The organism is Sphingobacterium sp. UBA5789 (assembly GCF_002418355.1).
In the GTDB taxonomy this organism is placed as follows: domain Bacteria; phylum Bacteroidota; class Bacteroidia; order Sphingobacteriales; family Sphingobacteriaceae; genus Sphingobacterium.
Map to the genome: position 1 here is coordinate 554,114 of NZ_DIDX01000004.1, position 16,231 is coordinate 570,344.

Genomic DNA, 16,231 nt, shown 5'->3' on the forward strand with positions numbered 1-16,231 from the left:
ATAGTTGCTGTGTTCTGTTTATAAATTGCTTTCTATTGCCCCGACTTTTTCCCTGTAGAGTTCTACCGGTTTATCTAAGAGGACAGCTATAACAGAGAGATGATTGTCCAGACGCTCATTAGGTACATTGATGTACACAATTCCCGGAATAGCACTCCAGTATAGTTTGTTGTAGATATCATGATCAATCATAGATCCTTCACCTACAACACGGATACGTGCAACCGTATTCTTCAATCCCTTTAAGGCAACCGGACCTGTTGGTTTACCCTCGACAAACAGATATAGCGTCTGTCTGTCTGCTGACAATGCGGTAAGACCTGCATAATGTCCGTCAGGTATTCCTGCCCCTGTTTCATACAAGGCCTCAGCATGTTTGCTGATCCAGTTTACAATAGCCGGATTTGCTTGCTTTTGCCCTGGTAAGTTCATGTTTAGGCCATCGATGGTAATACCATTATTTTTCAGAAGATTATGACCTGAGTAAAGTTGCTTCGCAATCTGATAAACCGCCTCCTCTGTATTTTTGCTTTTAAGCAAGGTATTGATATCTGTTGCTACCGTGTCTGCTTTACTAAAGGTTGGTTTTGTGTCAAAATGAAGTGCCAATACGGTAACTGCCGGATCAAATTTGGCTGTATTCAGATCCAGTGTTATAGCAGATCCGTTTTGTGTATAAGGAATTTTGATTCCGGATTGTCCGACAACAGTTGCTCCCTTTAAGGCAGAAGATATGCCCGTCAGATGTTCCATACGCTTTACAGCATCCAGATACAGGTAAACTGTCTTTCCATCTTTTGACAAAGAAGATTTGCCTTGGTAATTTTCAAATGGAATTCCTGCACGTGTACCGTATACAGCTTCTTTGTGAAGTCCGGTCCAGCGACCAAGCTCTTTAAGAATAGACACCTGTTCCTGTGGAATAGTGCCATCTTCTTTAGGCCCAATATCCAGCAGCAGATTACCACCCATACTGATACAATCCACCAGTGTACGCACAATCATATTGGGTGTCTTGTAGTGTTTGTCAAAAGCCTGGTATCCCCAGGAATCATTCATGGTATAACACAGCTCCCAATATGCTGCAGATGGTCTGACAACCGGAATACCCTGTTCAGGCGTATCGTAATCCCCGTGATGGTTAAGACGGGAGTTGATAATGATATTCGGATTATATTTACGCAGATTGGCCAGAGTCTGCTGTGCTTTCCATTCTTCTGAATTGTGTTCCCAGTCTCCATCAAACCAGATCAGATCCGGATGGTAGCGTTCAGATAATTCATTAAGCTGAGTCTGATAGTATTTAACATAGTTTTCCCAGCGTTGGGGTTCGTCCTGGATACTGTAGCGCTTCCTTGTTCGCGTATTTACATCGTAATAAGGATGACTCCAGTCTGGCAATGAATAATATAATCCTGTTTTAAGTCCGGTTTTTTGTAATGCTTTGACAAAGGGATCTAATACATCTTTTTTCGCCTGTGCATCCTTTTTTATAGTGATAGCTTTCTCTGCTTTACTGTCCCACAGCGATACGCCGTCATGGTGTTTGGTGGTGATAACTGAATACTTCGCTCCTGCATCGTGTATCAGTTGTGCCCATTCATCCGGTTTATATTTCGAAGCAGTAAATCCATTTAGCTGCTTCATATAATTTTCATGATTGATGTAATTGTTGAAAAATGCCCAGGACTCTGAAATTCCCTGTACAGAATAGATTCCCCAGTGAATAAATATGCCGAGTTTGGCATCTTCAAACCACTCCATTTTTTCTTTGTTTTCTGTTGGCTGCTGAGCAGGTGCTGTTAATTGAACAGATAACCCAAGCAGTACAGCTATAATAGCTCTCTTCTTCATTAAGTTTACAAATTAATCAGATGTCTTTAAAAGCATGAAAATTAGAACAAATACCTGATTTTTCAAACTTAAATCAGGTATTTTAGCGGATTAGAAGTAACTTTGTTACCAATGATCGAATTATATACGGACGGAGCTTCGAGCGGTAATCCGGGGCCGGGAGGTTACGGAACTATTCTGCGCACCCGTTATAGTGGTGAAAATGAAGCATTCAAAGGTAAACTGATTGAGAAAACTTTTTCTGAAGGGTTTCGCAGAACCACCAACAACAGGATGGAATTGATGGCTGTCATTATTGGGCTGGAAGCATTAAAAAGTCCGCAACAGCAAGTAACCATTTATTCAGATTCAAAATATGTTATTGATGCCATTTATAAAAAATGGGTTTACGGATGGATACAGAAAGGCTTTCAGGGTAAAAAGAATAAAGATCTGTGGATACGTCTGATGAAAAGTTATAAGTTACATCAGGTGCGTCTGGTCTGGGTAAAAGGACATGCCGGTCATCCGGATAATGAGCGATGTGATCAACTGGCGGTAGCTGCATCAAAAGATAAAGCGAACTGGAAGATTGACTCTGTTTTTGAGCAGGAGGAAAAAGCGTTGGGATAATTATCCCTTACAGATTATATAATGGAATAAAAAAACGTCATTGCTGGAGCAATGACGTTTTTTTATTGAATTTATTCAGCTATAGCGTGCTCTTTAGCAGCTAAATAACGTTCTGCTTCTAATGCAGCCATACAGCCTGTTCCGGCGGCAGTGATAGCCTGACGGTAAATGTGATCCTGTACGTCTCCACATGCAAATACACCTTCAATATTCGTCTGCGTACTATCTGCTTTAGTGATCAGGTATCCGGTTTCATCCATATCCAATACACCTGTGAATAGTTCTGTATTTGGTTTGTGTCCGATCGCAACAAAGAAGCCGTCAACAGGGATATCTGTAGTGGCCTGTGTCTGATTATTGATCACTTTTACACCTGTAACTACCTGACCATCGCCAAGAATTTCAACTGCTTCAGTATTGTAGTGAATTTCAATATTCGGAGTATTCATAACACGGTGTACCATAGCCTTAGAAGCCCTGAATTCATCACGACGAACTAACATATGTACTTTCGATGCCAGTTTAGCCAGATAAGTCGCTTCTTCAGCGGCTGTATCTCCTGCCCCAACAATCGCAACTTCACGGTTTTTGAAGAAAAATCCGTCACAGACAGCGCAGGCAGAGACTCCAAATCCGTTGTATTTCTGCTCACTTTCCAATCCTAACCATTTTGCTGTAGCTCCTGTTGAAATAATTACAGTATCTGCAGTAACAACTTTGGACCCATCGATCTCTATCTCTTTTATTTCGCCTTCCAGATTCACTTTGGTGACATAACCAAACCGAACTTCTGTGCCAAAACGTTCTGCCTGAGATTTGAGATCTTCCATTAACTCCGGACCCAGAATACCTTTTGGATATCCCGGAAAATTATCTACATCTGTAGTTTGTGTCAATTGTCCTCCCGGTACCAGACCAGTATATATAACTGGTTTGAGGTCAGCACGCGCTGCATAAATAGCAGCAGTATAACCTGCAGGACCTGAACCGATAATCAAACATTTGATATGTTCTCTTTCTTGTGACATATAATTATGAATAATAGTTATTTGTATGATTTATATTATCTTTTTATTTACCAAATTTACTTTGCAGATCTTTTAACATATCCGTAGTAATGGCCTTACCTTTTGACGGATTGTTTTTCTGCTGAAAATCTTTTTTTACCTGTTTTTTTTCTTCAGGTGTGGAAGCTGGTATTGGAGCAGCTGACTTTCTGTTTTCCTTAAACCGTGTCCATATCCGCTCCAGGCATTTTTTCGTGTATAGAGGAAAGTCACCCTGCATCATCCATGAATAGTAACTTGGCTCTATTTCAAATACATTTTCTACCGGACGCCCCTTGTGCTTGCCAAAACTGAAAACCTCTACACCGTCTTCGTTATATACAATACGACCGGCAAAATCCACGGGCTTGCTCAGATTCGTAAACGCATGCAGTGCTTCTACATCATTCACTACAGGCTTACTCTGGTTACCATGCTTATCCTCAAATATGACATCTTCATAACGGCTCAGCTGTGCCTTTAACACTTCGTATGTTGCAGTGACATCTGCTTCTGCCGTATGTGCATTATTCAGATCCTGGTCGCAATAGAATTTGTATGCAGCTTTCAGTGTGCGCTGCTCCATTTGATGAAAGATATTCTGAACATCGACAAAATTTCTGCCTTCCAGTGAGAAGTCTATATTTGCACGTAAAAATTCTTCCATTAGCATCGGAACATCAAACTTATTGGAATTATAACCTGCCAGATCCGCATCTCCTATAAAATCTGCTATCTCCTGCCCCAGTTCGTTAAATGAAGGAAGGTCTTTTACATCTTCATCGTAGATACCATGAAACATAGATGATTCAGCTGGAATAGGCATTCCGGGATTAATACGGTACGTCAGCACTTCTTTATTACCGTCAGGCATCACCTTTAGAATAGAGATCTCAACAATACGATCTAAGGGGATATTTACACCAGTGGTTTCTAAGTCAAAAAATGCCAATGGTCTTTTTAATTTCAGTTCCATGAATGAATGTTTCTAGCTAAATTATACAAAAATACAAAGTAAAGTTTCAAATATGGCATTATCATTTCAGAATGACAATAGCATTATAAATTTAAATTAAATATAAAAATCTATCTAGGGATACAATTTGTAAAGCAGTGCATTTTCAGCACCATTTTTTCATTCCTATTATAATAAACAACAAAAGGGAACTATCTAGCTCCCTTTTGTTTACGTTATAAAATGTTAGTATTATCCTAACAGTTCTTTTAGTTTTGCTGTCTGATGATCCGCTAATTTCTGAAGTGGACCTGAAGCCAGCATTTTCATCATCATGTTCAAATCTGCTTCTATCACAAAGTTAGCTTTTGTTTCGGTTTCTGATACGGATATCAGTCTCCAGCGAAGCGTCAGATCAAAGGGTGCCTTTTCACTTGGTACAGCTACTATTTCTTCATTGGGAGTACGCAGTTCTATCTTCAAAGCCAGCTTGGCCATATTTTGGATAGTAAATCTGGCTTCGTCTGCTGTAGATGACCAATTGTAAATATTTTCAGGCATCAGTCCTTCGTGATTATTGAAGTCTGCCAAAAACAGATATACTTCAGCTATAGACTTATTGATTTCTGTATTACTTTGAATAATGGTCATCTTTTATAAAATTTAACGTTATACCGTTGCTTCCCATGTAGATGGGCTTACGCGCCATTGTCTCAGGACATCAACATCTTCTTCCATAATGTAGTTGCGTTCTGCTGCTACCTGAATTAAGGCATTATAATCACATAGGCTGAAAAAAGCACATTTGGCTTCTGCGAAATTCTGTACAGCTTCATCAAAGCCATAGCTGAATATAGACACAAGACCAACTACATTACAACCCGCTTCACGCAGGGCTTTTACGGCCTGAAGACTGCTTTTTCCTGTAGATACCAAATCTTCCACTACCACCACGCGCTGTCCACTCACTACTTCACCTTCAATAAGATTCTGGCGACCGTGATCTTTTGCGCTGCTACGAACATAAGTAAATGGTAAGCCCAAATCCTGAGCTACTAATACTCCCTGAGGAATACCTGCAGTGGCAACTCCGGAAATCATATCGACACTTCCAAACTCCTCCTGAATGAGTTTAGAAAGTTTTTGTCTGATGTAAGTACGGATAGCCGGATAAGACAATGTAATACGATTATCACAATAAATTGGTGATCTCCATCCCGAAGCCCATGTAAAAGGACTTTTAGGTTGCAATTTAATTGCTTTAATTTGCAGTAAGGATTCAGCAACTTTTTGTTCAACCTCATTTAAATTATTCATGCAGCAAATTTATAAAATTTATATGAACCAATCTGTTTTAATTTTGACAGATTTCGTTCCTAAGAACATTGAAAACCCTCAAACAATTGGCATTCAAGAAATTGACCTGGAAAAACTTTTCACGCAGTCTTCGCAGAGTACCGAACCTATAACTTATCTGTATATCCATCCGGAATTTGAAGTAGTTTTTAAAAAAATATTGGATAAAGCAAAAATCATTAAGGCTGCCGGTGGTTTGGTTGAAAATGGTGAAGGAGGATATCTTTTCATTTTCCGATTAGGACACTGGGACCTACCAAAAGGAAAGGTTGAAGAAGCTGAAAAAATGAAAGTTGCAGCTGTTCGTGAAGTGGAGGAAGAGACAGGCGTTAAAATTGATTATCTGGGTCCAAAACTTATTACTACCTATCATACTTATTATATGCGCGGTAAATTTGTGCTGAAAGCAACCAATTGGTATCGCATGGGAATTAATAAAGTTCCGAAATTGATTCCTCAGCATGAAGAGGATATTACAGAGGCAGAATGGCTCACTCCTTCCCGATTGAAAAAAGTAAGAGAAAATACGTATCCGCTGATTCTGGATGTAATCAAAAAAATCAGAAAATAATACAAAAAAACGGGCAGCGATTAGGGCTGCCCGTCTGTTAAACTAACTAAACTAAATTAAAATGTATCGGAATATGAACTTAATATTATAATGAAGTTTTATCTTCAGCAGGAGCTGTTTTTTCAGCTTTTTTACTTCTGCGCTCGCCGTCCATTTTACGTTTTCCTTTCATGTGGTCTCCGCGTTGCGCACGTTTCTCTTTGAGGATATTTTGTTGTTCAGGAGTCAGTACTTTGTTAAGCTCTTCCTGATTTTGTTTCATTCCTTCACGGAAAGCTTCCCGACCGGCTTTCTGATCCGTCATAACCTCTTTTTGTTTTTGAGCACTTTTCAACTGGATAGCATAGACTTGTTTCTTTTGTGCTTCTGTAAACTTGAGGTCCTTATCCAATCGCTCCGTCTGTAGGGTAGCCATTTCTTCCGGAGTTTTATTTATCATTTTTTCGCCTCGATCTGTTCTTTTTACAGGTTTACTTTGAACTTCCTGAGCATAAGTAGCAAATGTCAATCCGGACATAAGACCTACCAATAATAGCATTTTTTTCATCTTCGATTTTTTTAGTAATCAATGAACTAATTTTATCTAATAGATCGATCGGAAGCCCTAAAGTTTAATGTACTATTGTTAAAAGATGTTAAGAGAAATTCTACTTTTGACAACGGAAAGAAGAAAGTTAAGTTATTTATTATCAATGGATGGGGAGAGATTTATTTACCCGTGTCCTTTAATTGATAAGGAGGCTTAGTACGCAAATCAAGCACCAGTCCGGTTTCCGTAATATATTCTATTTCGATTATCTTACCTTCCAGTTCTTTACCGTATTTTGGTAAATCCTTATCCTGCTGGTAGCCGATACTACCATAACTGTGATAAATCAGAAAATCATTTATAGAATCAGCTCCTGTAGCTTCGCCTTCTTCCTTCAGTCTTATATAAATGGAAGCATATTTCAATTTATATCCAGAACCTTCAATACGGACTTCCTCTACAATTTGTCTGCGAATCGTTTTATGGTTTCCGGTGACAGAGGGATGTTTCCATGCGACCAGAGAGACAATTGTATAGACTGTTAGTACAGCAGTACAGACAAGCAAGCCGATTACTATTTTTCCGAATATCCAGGTTATAATAACAGCCATTGCACACATCTGCACAGGAACAATCCAGAAATTGAAGCGGGATTTCTTTTTTAATCGTTTAAGTTCATCTTGAGATAGCGAAACTAATTGCTGCATATTCACCAAAAATAGATAAAATAGGAATGTCTGTGTTTCCCTGAATCCGGGGATTTTGGCAATCCTTTAGGTTTCAAAATGAAAAGAAGTATTATTGATATAATAAGATACTTGTTACAAGACTTATCTTCTTCATACTATTTCTTAGTGTTGACTATTTGACAGCGCCAGGCGTTCCACTTCCTTTTGAAGCATCTGCTTTTCAATTAAAGATTTGGTCAGTTTAATAGCCTGTCTGTAATGTGCCATTGATTTGTCAATATCCGTGGGAGTATGCAGATAACCCATCAGCGCTTCGTAGTAACTATTTTTGATTAATTTATGTTCTTTAGCTTCTAGTATTGCTTTATCTTTCCCATATACCTGCGCAAAAGCAAAGATTCTGTTTAGTACAGCTATTGGAGAGGACTCCATTAAAATAAGCTGATCATACAGTTGTAATATATTTGTCCATTTAGTAACTGTCTCTGTGGTATGCCAGTAGGCAATGGCAGCCTCTAAATGATATTTTGTAGGAGAACTGGCTGAATTTGCTGTAGCATGTACGAGATAATAATTTCCACGCTGTATCAGCGATTGATCCCATAAGCTTTTGTCCTGCTCATTAAAAAGTATACTTTCTCCGTTCACTCCTGCCCTTGCTTCCAGTCTTGAACTCTGAAAACACATCAATGCGAGCAGCGCATTTGTCTGTGCTGTATTTGTTATCGGATTTTCAGTTAAGAATAAGGTTAGTCTTGCGGCTTCAGAACAAAGGTCAGTTTTGATTTGTTTATTTCCGGATTTTGAAAAATAGCCCTCATTAAACAACAGGTATAATATTTTGAGAACAGCTTCCAGTCTGGATTTAATTTGGGATTCGGTTAATCCGCTGATCTGAAAACTGTTATTCCGAAGAAGAGTTCTTGCACGATGCAGCCGTTTTTTCACAGTCTCTGCGGGTATTAAAAAGGCATTGGCGATTTCTTCTATACTGAATCCGCAAAGAATTTGCAGCGCAAGACAAATCTGGCTTTCTTGTGAATTTGCAGGATTACAAACAGCAAAGATCATAGCCAGCTGACTGTCTGCAATTAATTCGTCGCTGTATTCAAATTCATGCTCAGCTTCAGGCATATCGGATTTTATTTCCTTTTTGATCCGAGATTCAAAAATGTCTCTGTGTTTGAAGTAATCTTTTGTTTTATTCTTTGCTACAGTATAGAGCCAGGCTGTTGGATTTTCAGGGACACCATTAATTGCCCAGTATTCAGAGGCTTTCAGGAAAGTATCATTTGCAATATCTTCCGCTATTTCAATATCATGTAAACCAAAATGACGGCATAGAACAGCCGTCATTTTAGCATACTCCTGTCGGAATAAGTGAGGTAAAAGATCGTTATGTACTTCTTTATCAGACAATGTTCACACCTTTCTTAATACGTTATCGTGTATCTTCTGAATTTCCAATGAAATTTAAAAATTCAATCTGAGGTTCAGAAGCCAGGTTTTTATCCCGCTGCTCCTGAAAATGTATAAAACTTGCCGTATTCAGCAATTCCTGCTGGATATCCTTATTCTGATACTGAGAAAGGTGGACAAATGTATCACCATCTTCTTTTTGAAATACTGAATACAGAAACCGCGTATTGTCCAATTTTTTAAAGTCTGTCAGGAAATTTTGTATCCTTTCTTTATTGGTATTTACATATTCACTGTTTACAGTATACGTTACTTTTACTACGATCATAAAAAACTTTTTTTTCAGGATTGTTAATCTCTTTTTAAAACTTCTCTTACTTCAATACTTCCTCCAATTTTAAATACCGGATTGCCTTTTGCTATTTCTATAGCTTCATCAATAGTTTCTGCTTTAACTACAATATAGCCGCTTATAAATTCCTTAATCTCTGTATAAGGTCCGTCAGTAACTATATTATCCGGTTTTACTGTTTTAGCACTTCCGGATGAAGGTAAAAGAGTATTTCCTTTGTCCGCCAGTTTATTTTGTGCCGCTATGCCAGCCAGCCAACTCATTCTTTCCTGCATTTGCTCTGGTGAAGGTTGAAAATCAGAAATGTCTTTTAGTCTGAAGATTAATGCGAATTCTTTCATTTTTTTAACTATTTTAATGTTCGACCTAATGACGATTGATTTTTTAAAAGAGGGACATTTTTTAAAAACAAATTAGTGATTATTGATTTTACAAGCAAAGTATTTGATACTAAATTTGAAATACCCGATAAAAATTCCTAAAAAATCTACAAATAATTATATCGACTTAATGACCTGTTCAAACGGCAAACGGGATTTAGGATTAAGGGATGGTTGATTGTTGTCAGCCGTATTTCTGTATCCTATTGCAACCGCAAATAGTGCTTTATACCCTTCTGATTTAAGAATTTTATCATATTCTTCATTTTGAATTCCCTCCATGGGTGTGCTGTCTATCTGCAGGCTGGCACAGGCAGAAAGAAAGAATCCAAGGGAAAGATATACCTGATGCTGAAGCCAGCTTTTGATATCACGCTCTTCTTTTGGTTTCAAAAATTGATTATAATAATTTACCGAACCTTCCGGAAGGTGTTCTGCAATTTGTTTTTCAAAGGCATGAATGTCATCAATGGCACTAAAGACAACCAAATGACTGGCCTGATTGATTTTTTCAGCATTCCAATAAGAGGCTGCAGCCAATTCGCTTTTTACTCTTTCATCCGAAACGAAGGTAAACTTCCATGGCTGACTGTTTATGGACGACGGACTTAACCGTATAATGTCTTTCAATGTTTCGATTTTTTCAGCTGAAATCTTTTGTGCCGGAAAGTAGCTTTTAGTGGTGTACCTGCTTTCTGCAAGTTTTAGAAAAGTCATATTGTTTACATTTAAATTTATACTATACTTTTTACTGTTGCAAAACTAAGTATAGTGTATTATCTTTGCAATAACGGTCAAAAAAGACAGTAACAGATGTATTGTATAGACGATAAAAAATATCCCTGCAGCACCAGCCTGACTATGAAGTACATAGGAGGTAAATGGAAAGCGGTAATCCTTATTCATTTAATCGAAAAAAAACGATATAGTGAACTGAGAAAAGAATGTAAGTTGATAACAGAAAGAACTTTAAGTCTTCAATTAAAGGAAATGGAAGAAGACGGTTTGATAATCCGGACTGTCCATACGAGCAAGCCTCCTCTCAAAGTAGATTATGAATTGACGGAATTTGGAAAGACACTTATCCCTTTGCTGGAAGCCGTCGCAAAGTGGGGAAGAGAAACGGCGGCAGCTAATAACCGGATAAAGGTCATGCCACAATAATGTATTAGCTGTTAAGGTTGACGAATGATACATTTAGAATAGAATATGAATAACAGTTGCTGTTTCTGTCAGGTGAATTCCACCGTAAAATAGAAATAGTTAATAATAAACAAGAAGCTGAGCTTTGGTAATACTTACAATTTCTTTGTTTATCAAGAAAGTACGGAACAAATTTGTAGACATAGAATTATCTACTTTCTGGATAAATTGCTTAAATTTGTGAGTTTAGACAACTTAAGACCCCTTCTAATACTAAAATTAATTTATGAGCAGATATAATGAATATCTAAAGCAGATTGCAGACAGAGAAACCCAGGGACTTCACCCCTTACCGATTGATGGTGCTGAATTGATGAGCGAGGTAATCGCACAGATCAAAGATACAGACCACGAACATCGTGCGGATTCGCTGAATTTCTTTATTTATAATGTCTTACCGGGAACAACAAGTGCTGCCCGTGTGAAGGCGCAGTTTTTGAAAGAAATTATTCTGGGGACTTCTCAGGTAAAAGAAATATCACCTGAATTTGCTTTTGAGCAATTATCTCACATGAAGGGCGGTCCTTCTATTGAGGTTTTGCTGGATCTGGCATTGGGTGAAAACCCGGCTATTGCTAAGAGTGCTGCAGAGGTGCTTAAAACTCAGGTTTTTCTTTATGAAGCGGATACAGACCGATTAGAGAAAGCGTTTGAGAATGGCAGTCCAATTGCCAAAGATATTCTTGAAAGTTATGCTAAGGCAGAATTCTACACAAAACTGCCGGATATACCTGAGGAAATTTCATTAGTAACTTTCGTTGCAGGTATAGGTGATATTTCTACAGATTTACTTTCTCCGGGCAGTGATGCTCACTCCCGTTCTGACCGTGAGCTCCATGGTCAGTGTATGTTTGAGCACAATAAACAGCAACAAAAAGACTTACAGGAACTTAAAGAAAAACATCCGGATAAAAGAATTATGCTGGTAGCTGAAAAAGGTACTATGGGTGTAGGTTCTTCCAGAATGTCGGGTGTAAATAATGTGGCTCTGTGGATCGGTAAATCGGCAAGTCCGTTTATTCCATTTGTAAATATTGCTCCTGTAGTAGCAGGAACAAACGGTATTTCTCCGATATTTCTTACTACTGTAGGTGTAACCGGTGGTATTGGTCTGGATCTTCAAAACTGGGTTAAAAAGTTTGATGAAAACGGCAAGTTGGTTGTAGATTCGGAAGGGCAGCCTGTTCTCGAACAAACATATTCTGTTGATACAGGTACAGTTCTTACCGTTAATACAAAAACCAAAAAACTATACAAAGACGGCCAGGAAATAATGGATGTTACATCAGCATTCACACCTCAAAAGATCGAATTCATGAAAGCCGGGGGGTCTTATTCTATTGAGTTTGGTAAAAAGCTACAGACTTTTGCCGCTAAAACTTTAGGAATCGTTGCTCCGACTGTATTTGCTCCTTCCAAAGAGATTTCAAATCCGGGTCAGGGACTTACTGCAGTAGAAAAGATATTTAACAGAAATGCTGTCGGAACTTCGGGAGCAGTTTTGCATGCCGGATCTTATGTTCGTGCAAAAGTAAATATTGTTGGCTCTCAGGATACGACCGGATTGATGACTGCTCAGGAACTGGAATCAATGGCGGCAACAGTAATTTCTCCTATAGTAGATGCCGGCTATCAGTCTGGTTGTCATACGGCTTCTGTCTGGGATAGTAAGTCTCAGCAGAATATCCCAAGACTGATGAGCTTTATGAATGACTTTGGTCTTATTACAGCCAGAGATCCGAAAGGTGTATATCATGCAATGACCGATGTTATTCATAAGGTTCTTAACGATATTACTGTAGATGACTGGGCTATTATTATAGGTGGTGACTCTCACACCCGTATGTCTAAAGGAGTTGCATTTGGTGCTGACTCCGGTACTGTAGCGCTTGCACTGGCTACAGGTGAGGCTTCTATGCCTATCCCTGAATCGGTAAAAGTAACTTTCAAAGGTAAAATGAATGATCATCTGGATTTTAGAGATGTAGTGCATGCTACTCAATTACAGATGTTGAAGCAATTTAACGGAGAAAATGTATTTCAGGGAAGAGTTATAGAAGTACATATCGGTACGCTCCTTTCTGATCAGGCATTTACTTTTACAGACTGGACAGCAGAAATGAAAGCCAAGGCTTCCATCTGTATTTCCCAGCCGGATACCCTTATTGAATCATTGGAGATCGCAAAAGACAGGATCAGAATCATGATTGAAAAAGGTATGGATAATGAGAAACAAGTACTTAAGGGTCTTATTGATAAAGCAAATAAACGAATTGAGGAAATCAGATCAGGTGAAAAACCACCGTTAACTCCTGATGAAAATGCGAAATATTTTGCTGAATTCGTAGTTGATCTGAACATTATCGATGAGCCTATGATTGCAGATCCGGATGTAAATAATGTAGATGCATCAAAACGCTATACACATGATACCATTCGTTCACTTTCTTATTATGGTGGAGAGAAACACGTAGACCTTGGTTTTGTTGGTTCATGTATGGTGCATAAAGGGGATATCAAGATTGTTTCCAGGATGCTGAAAAACCTGGAGGAACAATACGGAAAAGTAGAATTCCACGCTCCTTTAGTTGTGGCTGCTCCTACTTATAATATCATTGACGAACTCAAGGAAGAGGGAGACTGGGATGTATTGCAAAGATATTCAGGATTTGAATTTGATGATGCAGCACCTAAAAGTACTGCCCGTACATCCTATGACAATATCCTGTATCTGGAACGTCCCGGATGTAACCTGTGTATGGGTAATCAGGAGAAAGCTGAGCAGGGTGATACCGTAATGGCAACATCTACGCGTTTGTTTCAGGGGCGTGTTGTTAAAGATTCAGACCGTAAGAAGGGAGAATCATTACTGGCATCTACTCCGGTAGTTGTTCTGTCCGCTATTTTTGGAAGAACCCCTACCATTGAAGAGTATAAAGCTGCTGTTAAAGGAATTAAGCTAACGCAGTTTTCGCCTCCTATTAAAAAAATGACTACAGATTCTTCAGCCGCTCACCAGATTTCTTTCTAGATTTCTCGTTTGTACAGCAATGAAGATTGATGAAATACGTTTTGGATGCGTACGGTCTCAATTAGAAGATTATCTGACAACTACTATTTATATAAATGGAGTTGATCTCAGGATGATAATAGAAAAGATTGAGACTATACAGCTTATTAAACATGGCTTGCGCATCCAAAACGGTTTCTATGAAGGGATTTCACCTTTCATCGCTTTTGACAATCAGAATCACTTCCTGTGTAAAACCCTGGACGACTATATGTACTCCGGCAACAGGTATGCACTGTTTGATTACAAGTACTCCGGTATTCCGGGAGACCATAGCCTTACCTGTCAGATATCCATCGGATCTGACGACGTGATCTGGCATGATTTTAAAAACTTCTCTAAAGTTCTTCCATTCGATCTAAATTACAGAGATCTTAAGTTTCGCTTTTGTATTAACCAATATCTGGATGCAATAAATACTGCCAGAGGAAACAGTTAACTCTTTGAAAATAAAAGAATACTATTACCGGTATTTTCTAAAAGTTTAGAGTAACTTCGAAGACCAGCGGATCGAAATATTAATTTTCATCCTCTGAAAAACGTTTATGTATGCTATTGAAATATGGATGGCAATCCTGCAAAAGCAAATACTCAAATTTAATCCGTGAAAAATTATGACAAAAGATGAAGTTTTAAACCTGGAAAACAGGCTTTACAGCGCTATTAAAGAAAGTAATATACAAGAGCTAGATGAATTGCTGCATCAGGATTTGCTTTTTATCAACCCATATGGAAATGTAATCACAAAAGAAGTCGACTTAAATACTTATCGTGAGGGTAATCTGATTATCCATGAACTTACTCCTGATATTGAAAATCTGAATATTATTGATAATCTGGCAGTGATCACCTTAGTAATTCAGTTGAAAGGAAATTATAAAGGCGAACCGTTTGGGGCTAAGTTTCGGTATATCCGGTTTTGGAAAGAATTTACCGAAGGTATTAAAGTAGTGGGTGGAAGCGCAATCCAAATTGAAGCCTAAGCATCTCAAAAAAGTATAACTATTAAAGGACATTGTAGCCAGATAGTATTGCAACGCTAACGCTAAGCTATAATAAAGGACTTTATTTCAGTTTTTTATAAATCAGGTATCTATGAAGAATATTGACCAGATCAATCCATTCCAAATCAGTGTTATAAAGACAGCCTTCGGAATATTAACCAGATTGGATGCGGATGTAGAAGTTGCTGCCAAAGGTAGTATTCCTTTCGGAACAAAAACACTGTTAACAAATTATGTCTATAAAGAAAATGGAACTTATAATTTAATATATACCATTATTGATGCTGACGGAGCTGCTGAAAGCTATATAGAATATGATGGAATCCTGCCAACCCTATTTTTAGCGCCCAATGCAGAAAACTATGTTTCGATACAGCCTTACGATCCGGACAGGGATTATGAAATCAGTATTCCTGTTTTTAACCGTGAAAAAACAGAACAGCCAAAAGGAAACAGACCTTTTGTAGGTGACTTTATCGGGGTATCTAATCAATATTCCATCTTTTATGATGTAGATATCTGGTCGGAAACAAAGCCCGACAAACTCCTTGCAATAGAATTCAAAAATGATGTGATAAAAAAGAAGCACAACATTAAAGTACCTCTCCCGAGAAACAACAATATATTTATAGAAAACAATGAAATTCATATTGTGGCAAAAGACGGGGCTAAATGGTTACACAGACAAATTGATGAAAAAGGCAATGTAATCAGGGAGAGAAAACTGGAAACCAATCAAAAGTTTTTCAGGCAGATACTGAATTTATCCTTTGATAAAAATTCACACCTTCTGGCACAGGAAAAAGGGAAAATCATTCTGGAAAAAATAGATGAGAACGGAAAAAGCAGTACTGTTGAACTAATTAACATATCTGACCCATTCTTTAATACCTGGCAGCCTGTAAAAATATCAGAAAATACTTTTGTTACCAGATTTAACGGTGAATTTGGAAACGGTTGGTTTACTACAAAAGATGACCGTCTTTTGGAGATATTTTACAGTAAAGGAGAAAAAGGGTATAAGAATTTATTAACAAATGAAGTCTTAAAGATGGACTATGACAACTTAGTTATTTCGGATCTAAACAAAACACACGATCAGGGTTATGCCATTATATTTTACCCCATGACCGACAGAAATACTAAAAACAAAACCTTGTTGATTCTAAACCGGGAAGTTAAATAGTTGAT

At 38.1% G+C, this 16,231-nt stretch carries 18 protein-coding genes; 7 read left to right on the top strand and 11 right to left on the bottom strand.

Annotated elements, in window-relative coordinates; all coding sequences use genetic code 11:
• Positions 1-18: 18 nt before the first annotated feature.
• Positions 19-1,854, bottom strand: a complete 1,836-nt coding sequence (locus B4B65_RS11650) for an alpha-L-fucosidase (RefSeq protein ID WP_293915771.1) — start codon at positions 1,852-1,854, stop codon at positions 19-21.
• 111 nt (positions 1,855-1,965) lie between these two features.
• Here B4B65_RS11650 and rnhA point away from each other — a divergent pair, with 111 nt between their 5' ends.
• Positions 1,966-2,466 (top strand): ribonuclease HI, encoded by a 501-nt coding sequence (gene rnhA / locus B4B65_RS11655; protein ID WP_293915772.1) that lies wholly within the window; start codon positions 1,966-1,968, stop codon positions 2,464-2,466.
• A 71-nt stretch (positions 2,467-2,537) separates the two neighbouring features.
• Here rnhA and trxB read toward each other — a convergent pair whose 3' ends face one another.
• From trxB to pyrE, 4 genes are all read right to left on the bottom strand, one after another.
• Positions 2,538-3,494 carry a thioredoxin-disulfide reductase gene (gene trxB, locus B4B65_RS11660; RefSeq protein ID WP_293915773.1) on the bottom strand — a complete coding sequence of 319 codons (957 nt, stop codon included), beginning with the start codon at positions 3,492-3,494 and terminating at the stop codon, positions 2,538-2,540.
• Between the two features lie 43 nt (positions 3,495-3,537).
• Positions 3,538-4,488 carry a 3'-5' exonuclease gene (locus B4B65_RS11665; RefSeq protein ID WP_293915774.1) on the bottom strand — a complete coding sequence of 317 codons (951 nt, stop codon included), beginning with the start codon at positions 4,486-4,488 and terminating at the stop codon, positions 3,538-3,540.
• Positions 4,489-4,719: 231 nt separating this feature from the next.
• Positions 4,720-5,118, bottom strand: coding sequence for an SRPBCC family protein (locus tag B4B65_RS11670; protein ID WP_201679212.1), 399 nt, complete (start codon positions 5,116-5,118; stop codon positions 4,720-4,722).
• An 18-nt stretch (positions 5,119-5,136) separates the two neighbouring features.
• On the bottom strand, positions 5,137-5,784 hold the full coding sequence (gene pyrE / locus B4B65_RS11675; RefSeq protein ID WP_293915775.1) for an orotate phosphoribosyltransferase: 648 nt from the start codon (positions 5,782-5,784) through the stop codon (positions 5,137-5,139).
• A 22-nt stretch (positions 5,785-5,806) separates the two neighbouring features.
• Here pyrE and B4B65_RS11680 point away from each other — a divergent pair, with 22 nt between their 5' ends.
• Positions 5,807-6,394 (top strand): NUDIX hydrolase, encoded by a 588-nt coding sequence (locus tag B4B65_RS11680; RefSeq protein WP_293915776.1) that lies wholly within the window; start codon positions 5,807-5,809, stop codon positions 6,392-6,394.
• Between the two features lie 85 nt (positions 6,395-6,479).
• Here B4B65_RS11680 and B4B65_RS11685 read toward each other — a convergent pair whose 3' ends face one another.
• The 6 genes from B4B65_RS11685 to B4B65_RS11710 all read right to left on the bottom strand — a co-directional run bounded on the left by B4B65_RS11685 (position 6,480) and on the right by B4B65_RS11710 (position 10,480).
• The gene (locus B4B65_RS11685; protein WP_201679215.1) at positions 6,480-6,941 is read right to left on the bottom strand and encodes a hypothetical protein; all 462 of its coding nucleotides are present in this window, start codon (positions 6,939-6,941) and stop codon (positions 6,480-6,482) included.
• Between the two features lie 161 nt (positions 6,942-7,102).
• On the bottom strand, positions 7,103-7,630 hold the full coding sequence (locus tag B4B65_RS11690; protein ID WP_293915777.1) for a hypothetical protein: 528 nt from the start codon (positions 7,628-7,630) through the stop codon (positions 7,103-7,105).
• Positions 7,631-7,774: 144 nt separating this feature from the next.
• Entirely contained in the window at positions 7,775-9,031 is a 1,257-nt protein-coding gene (locus B4B65_RS11695) for an RNA polymerase sigma factor (RefSeq protein ID WP_293915778.1), read from the bottom strand.
• Positions 9,032-9,053: 22 nt separating this feature from the next.
• Entirely contained in the window at positions 9,054-9,359 is a 306-nt protein-coding gene (locus tag B4B65_RS11700) for a hypothetical protein (RefSeq protein WP_293915779.1), read from the bottom strand.
• 23 nt (positions 9,360-9,382) lie between these two features.
• On the bottom strand, positions 9,383-9,724 hold the full coding sequence (locus B4B65_RS11705) for a YciI family protein (RefSeq protein ID WP_293915780.1): 342 nt from the start codon (positions 9,722-9,724) through the stop codon (positions 9,383-9,385).
• Between the two features lie 156 nt (positions 9,725-9,880).
• Positions 9,881-10,480 carry a nitroreductase family protein gene (locus B4B65_RS11710; protein WP_293915781.1) on the bottom strand — a complete coding sequence of 200 codons (600 nt, stop codon included), beginning with the start codon at positions 10,478-10,480 and terminating at the stop codon, positions 9,881-9,883.
• Between the two features lie 144 nt (positions 10,481-10,624).
• Here B4B65_RS11710 and B4B65_RS11715 point away from each other — a divergent pair, with 144 nt between their 5' ends.
• From B4B65_RS11715 to B4B65_RS11735, 5 genes are all read left to right on the top strand, one after another.
• On the top strand, positions 10,625-10,927 hold the full coding sequence (locus tag B4B65_RS11715) for a winged helix-turn-helix transcriptional regulator (RefSeq protein ID WP_201679221.1): 303 nt from the start codon (positions 10,625-10,627) through the stop codon (positions 10,925-10,927).
• Positions 10,928-11,192: 265 nt separating this feature from the next.
• Complete coding sequence (locus B4B65_RS11720; RefSeq protein ID WP_293915782.1) at positions 11,193-13,997, top strand: bifunctional aconitate hydratase 2/2-methylisocitrate dehydratase; 2,805 nt, start codon at positions 11,193-11,195, stop codon at positions 13,995-13,997.
• 19 nt (positions 13,998-14,016) lie between these two features.
• Positions 14,017-14,475, top strand: coding sequence for a hypothetical protein (locus B4B65_RS11725; protein WP_293915783.1), 459 nt, complete (start codon positions 14,017-14,019; stop codon positions 14,473-14,475).
• 175 nt (positions 14,476-14,650) lie between these two features.
• Positions 14,651-15,019, top strand: a complete 369-nt coding sequence (locus B4B65_RS11730; RefSeq protein WP_293915784.1) for a nuclear transport factor 2 family protein — start codon at positions 14,651-14,653, stop codon at positions 15,017-15,019.
• Between the two features lie 112 nt (positions 15,020-15,131).
• Positions 15,132-16,226 carry a hypothetical protein gene (locus B4B65_RS11735; RefSeq protein WP_293915785.1) on the top strand — a complete coding sequence of 365 codons (1,095 nt, stop codon included), beginning with the start codon at positions 15,132-15,134 and terminating at the stop codon, positions 16,224-16,226.
• Positions 16,227-16,231 lie beyond the last annotated feature (5 nt).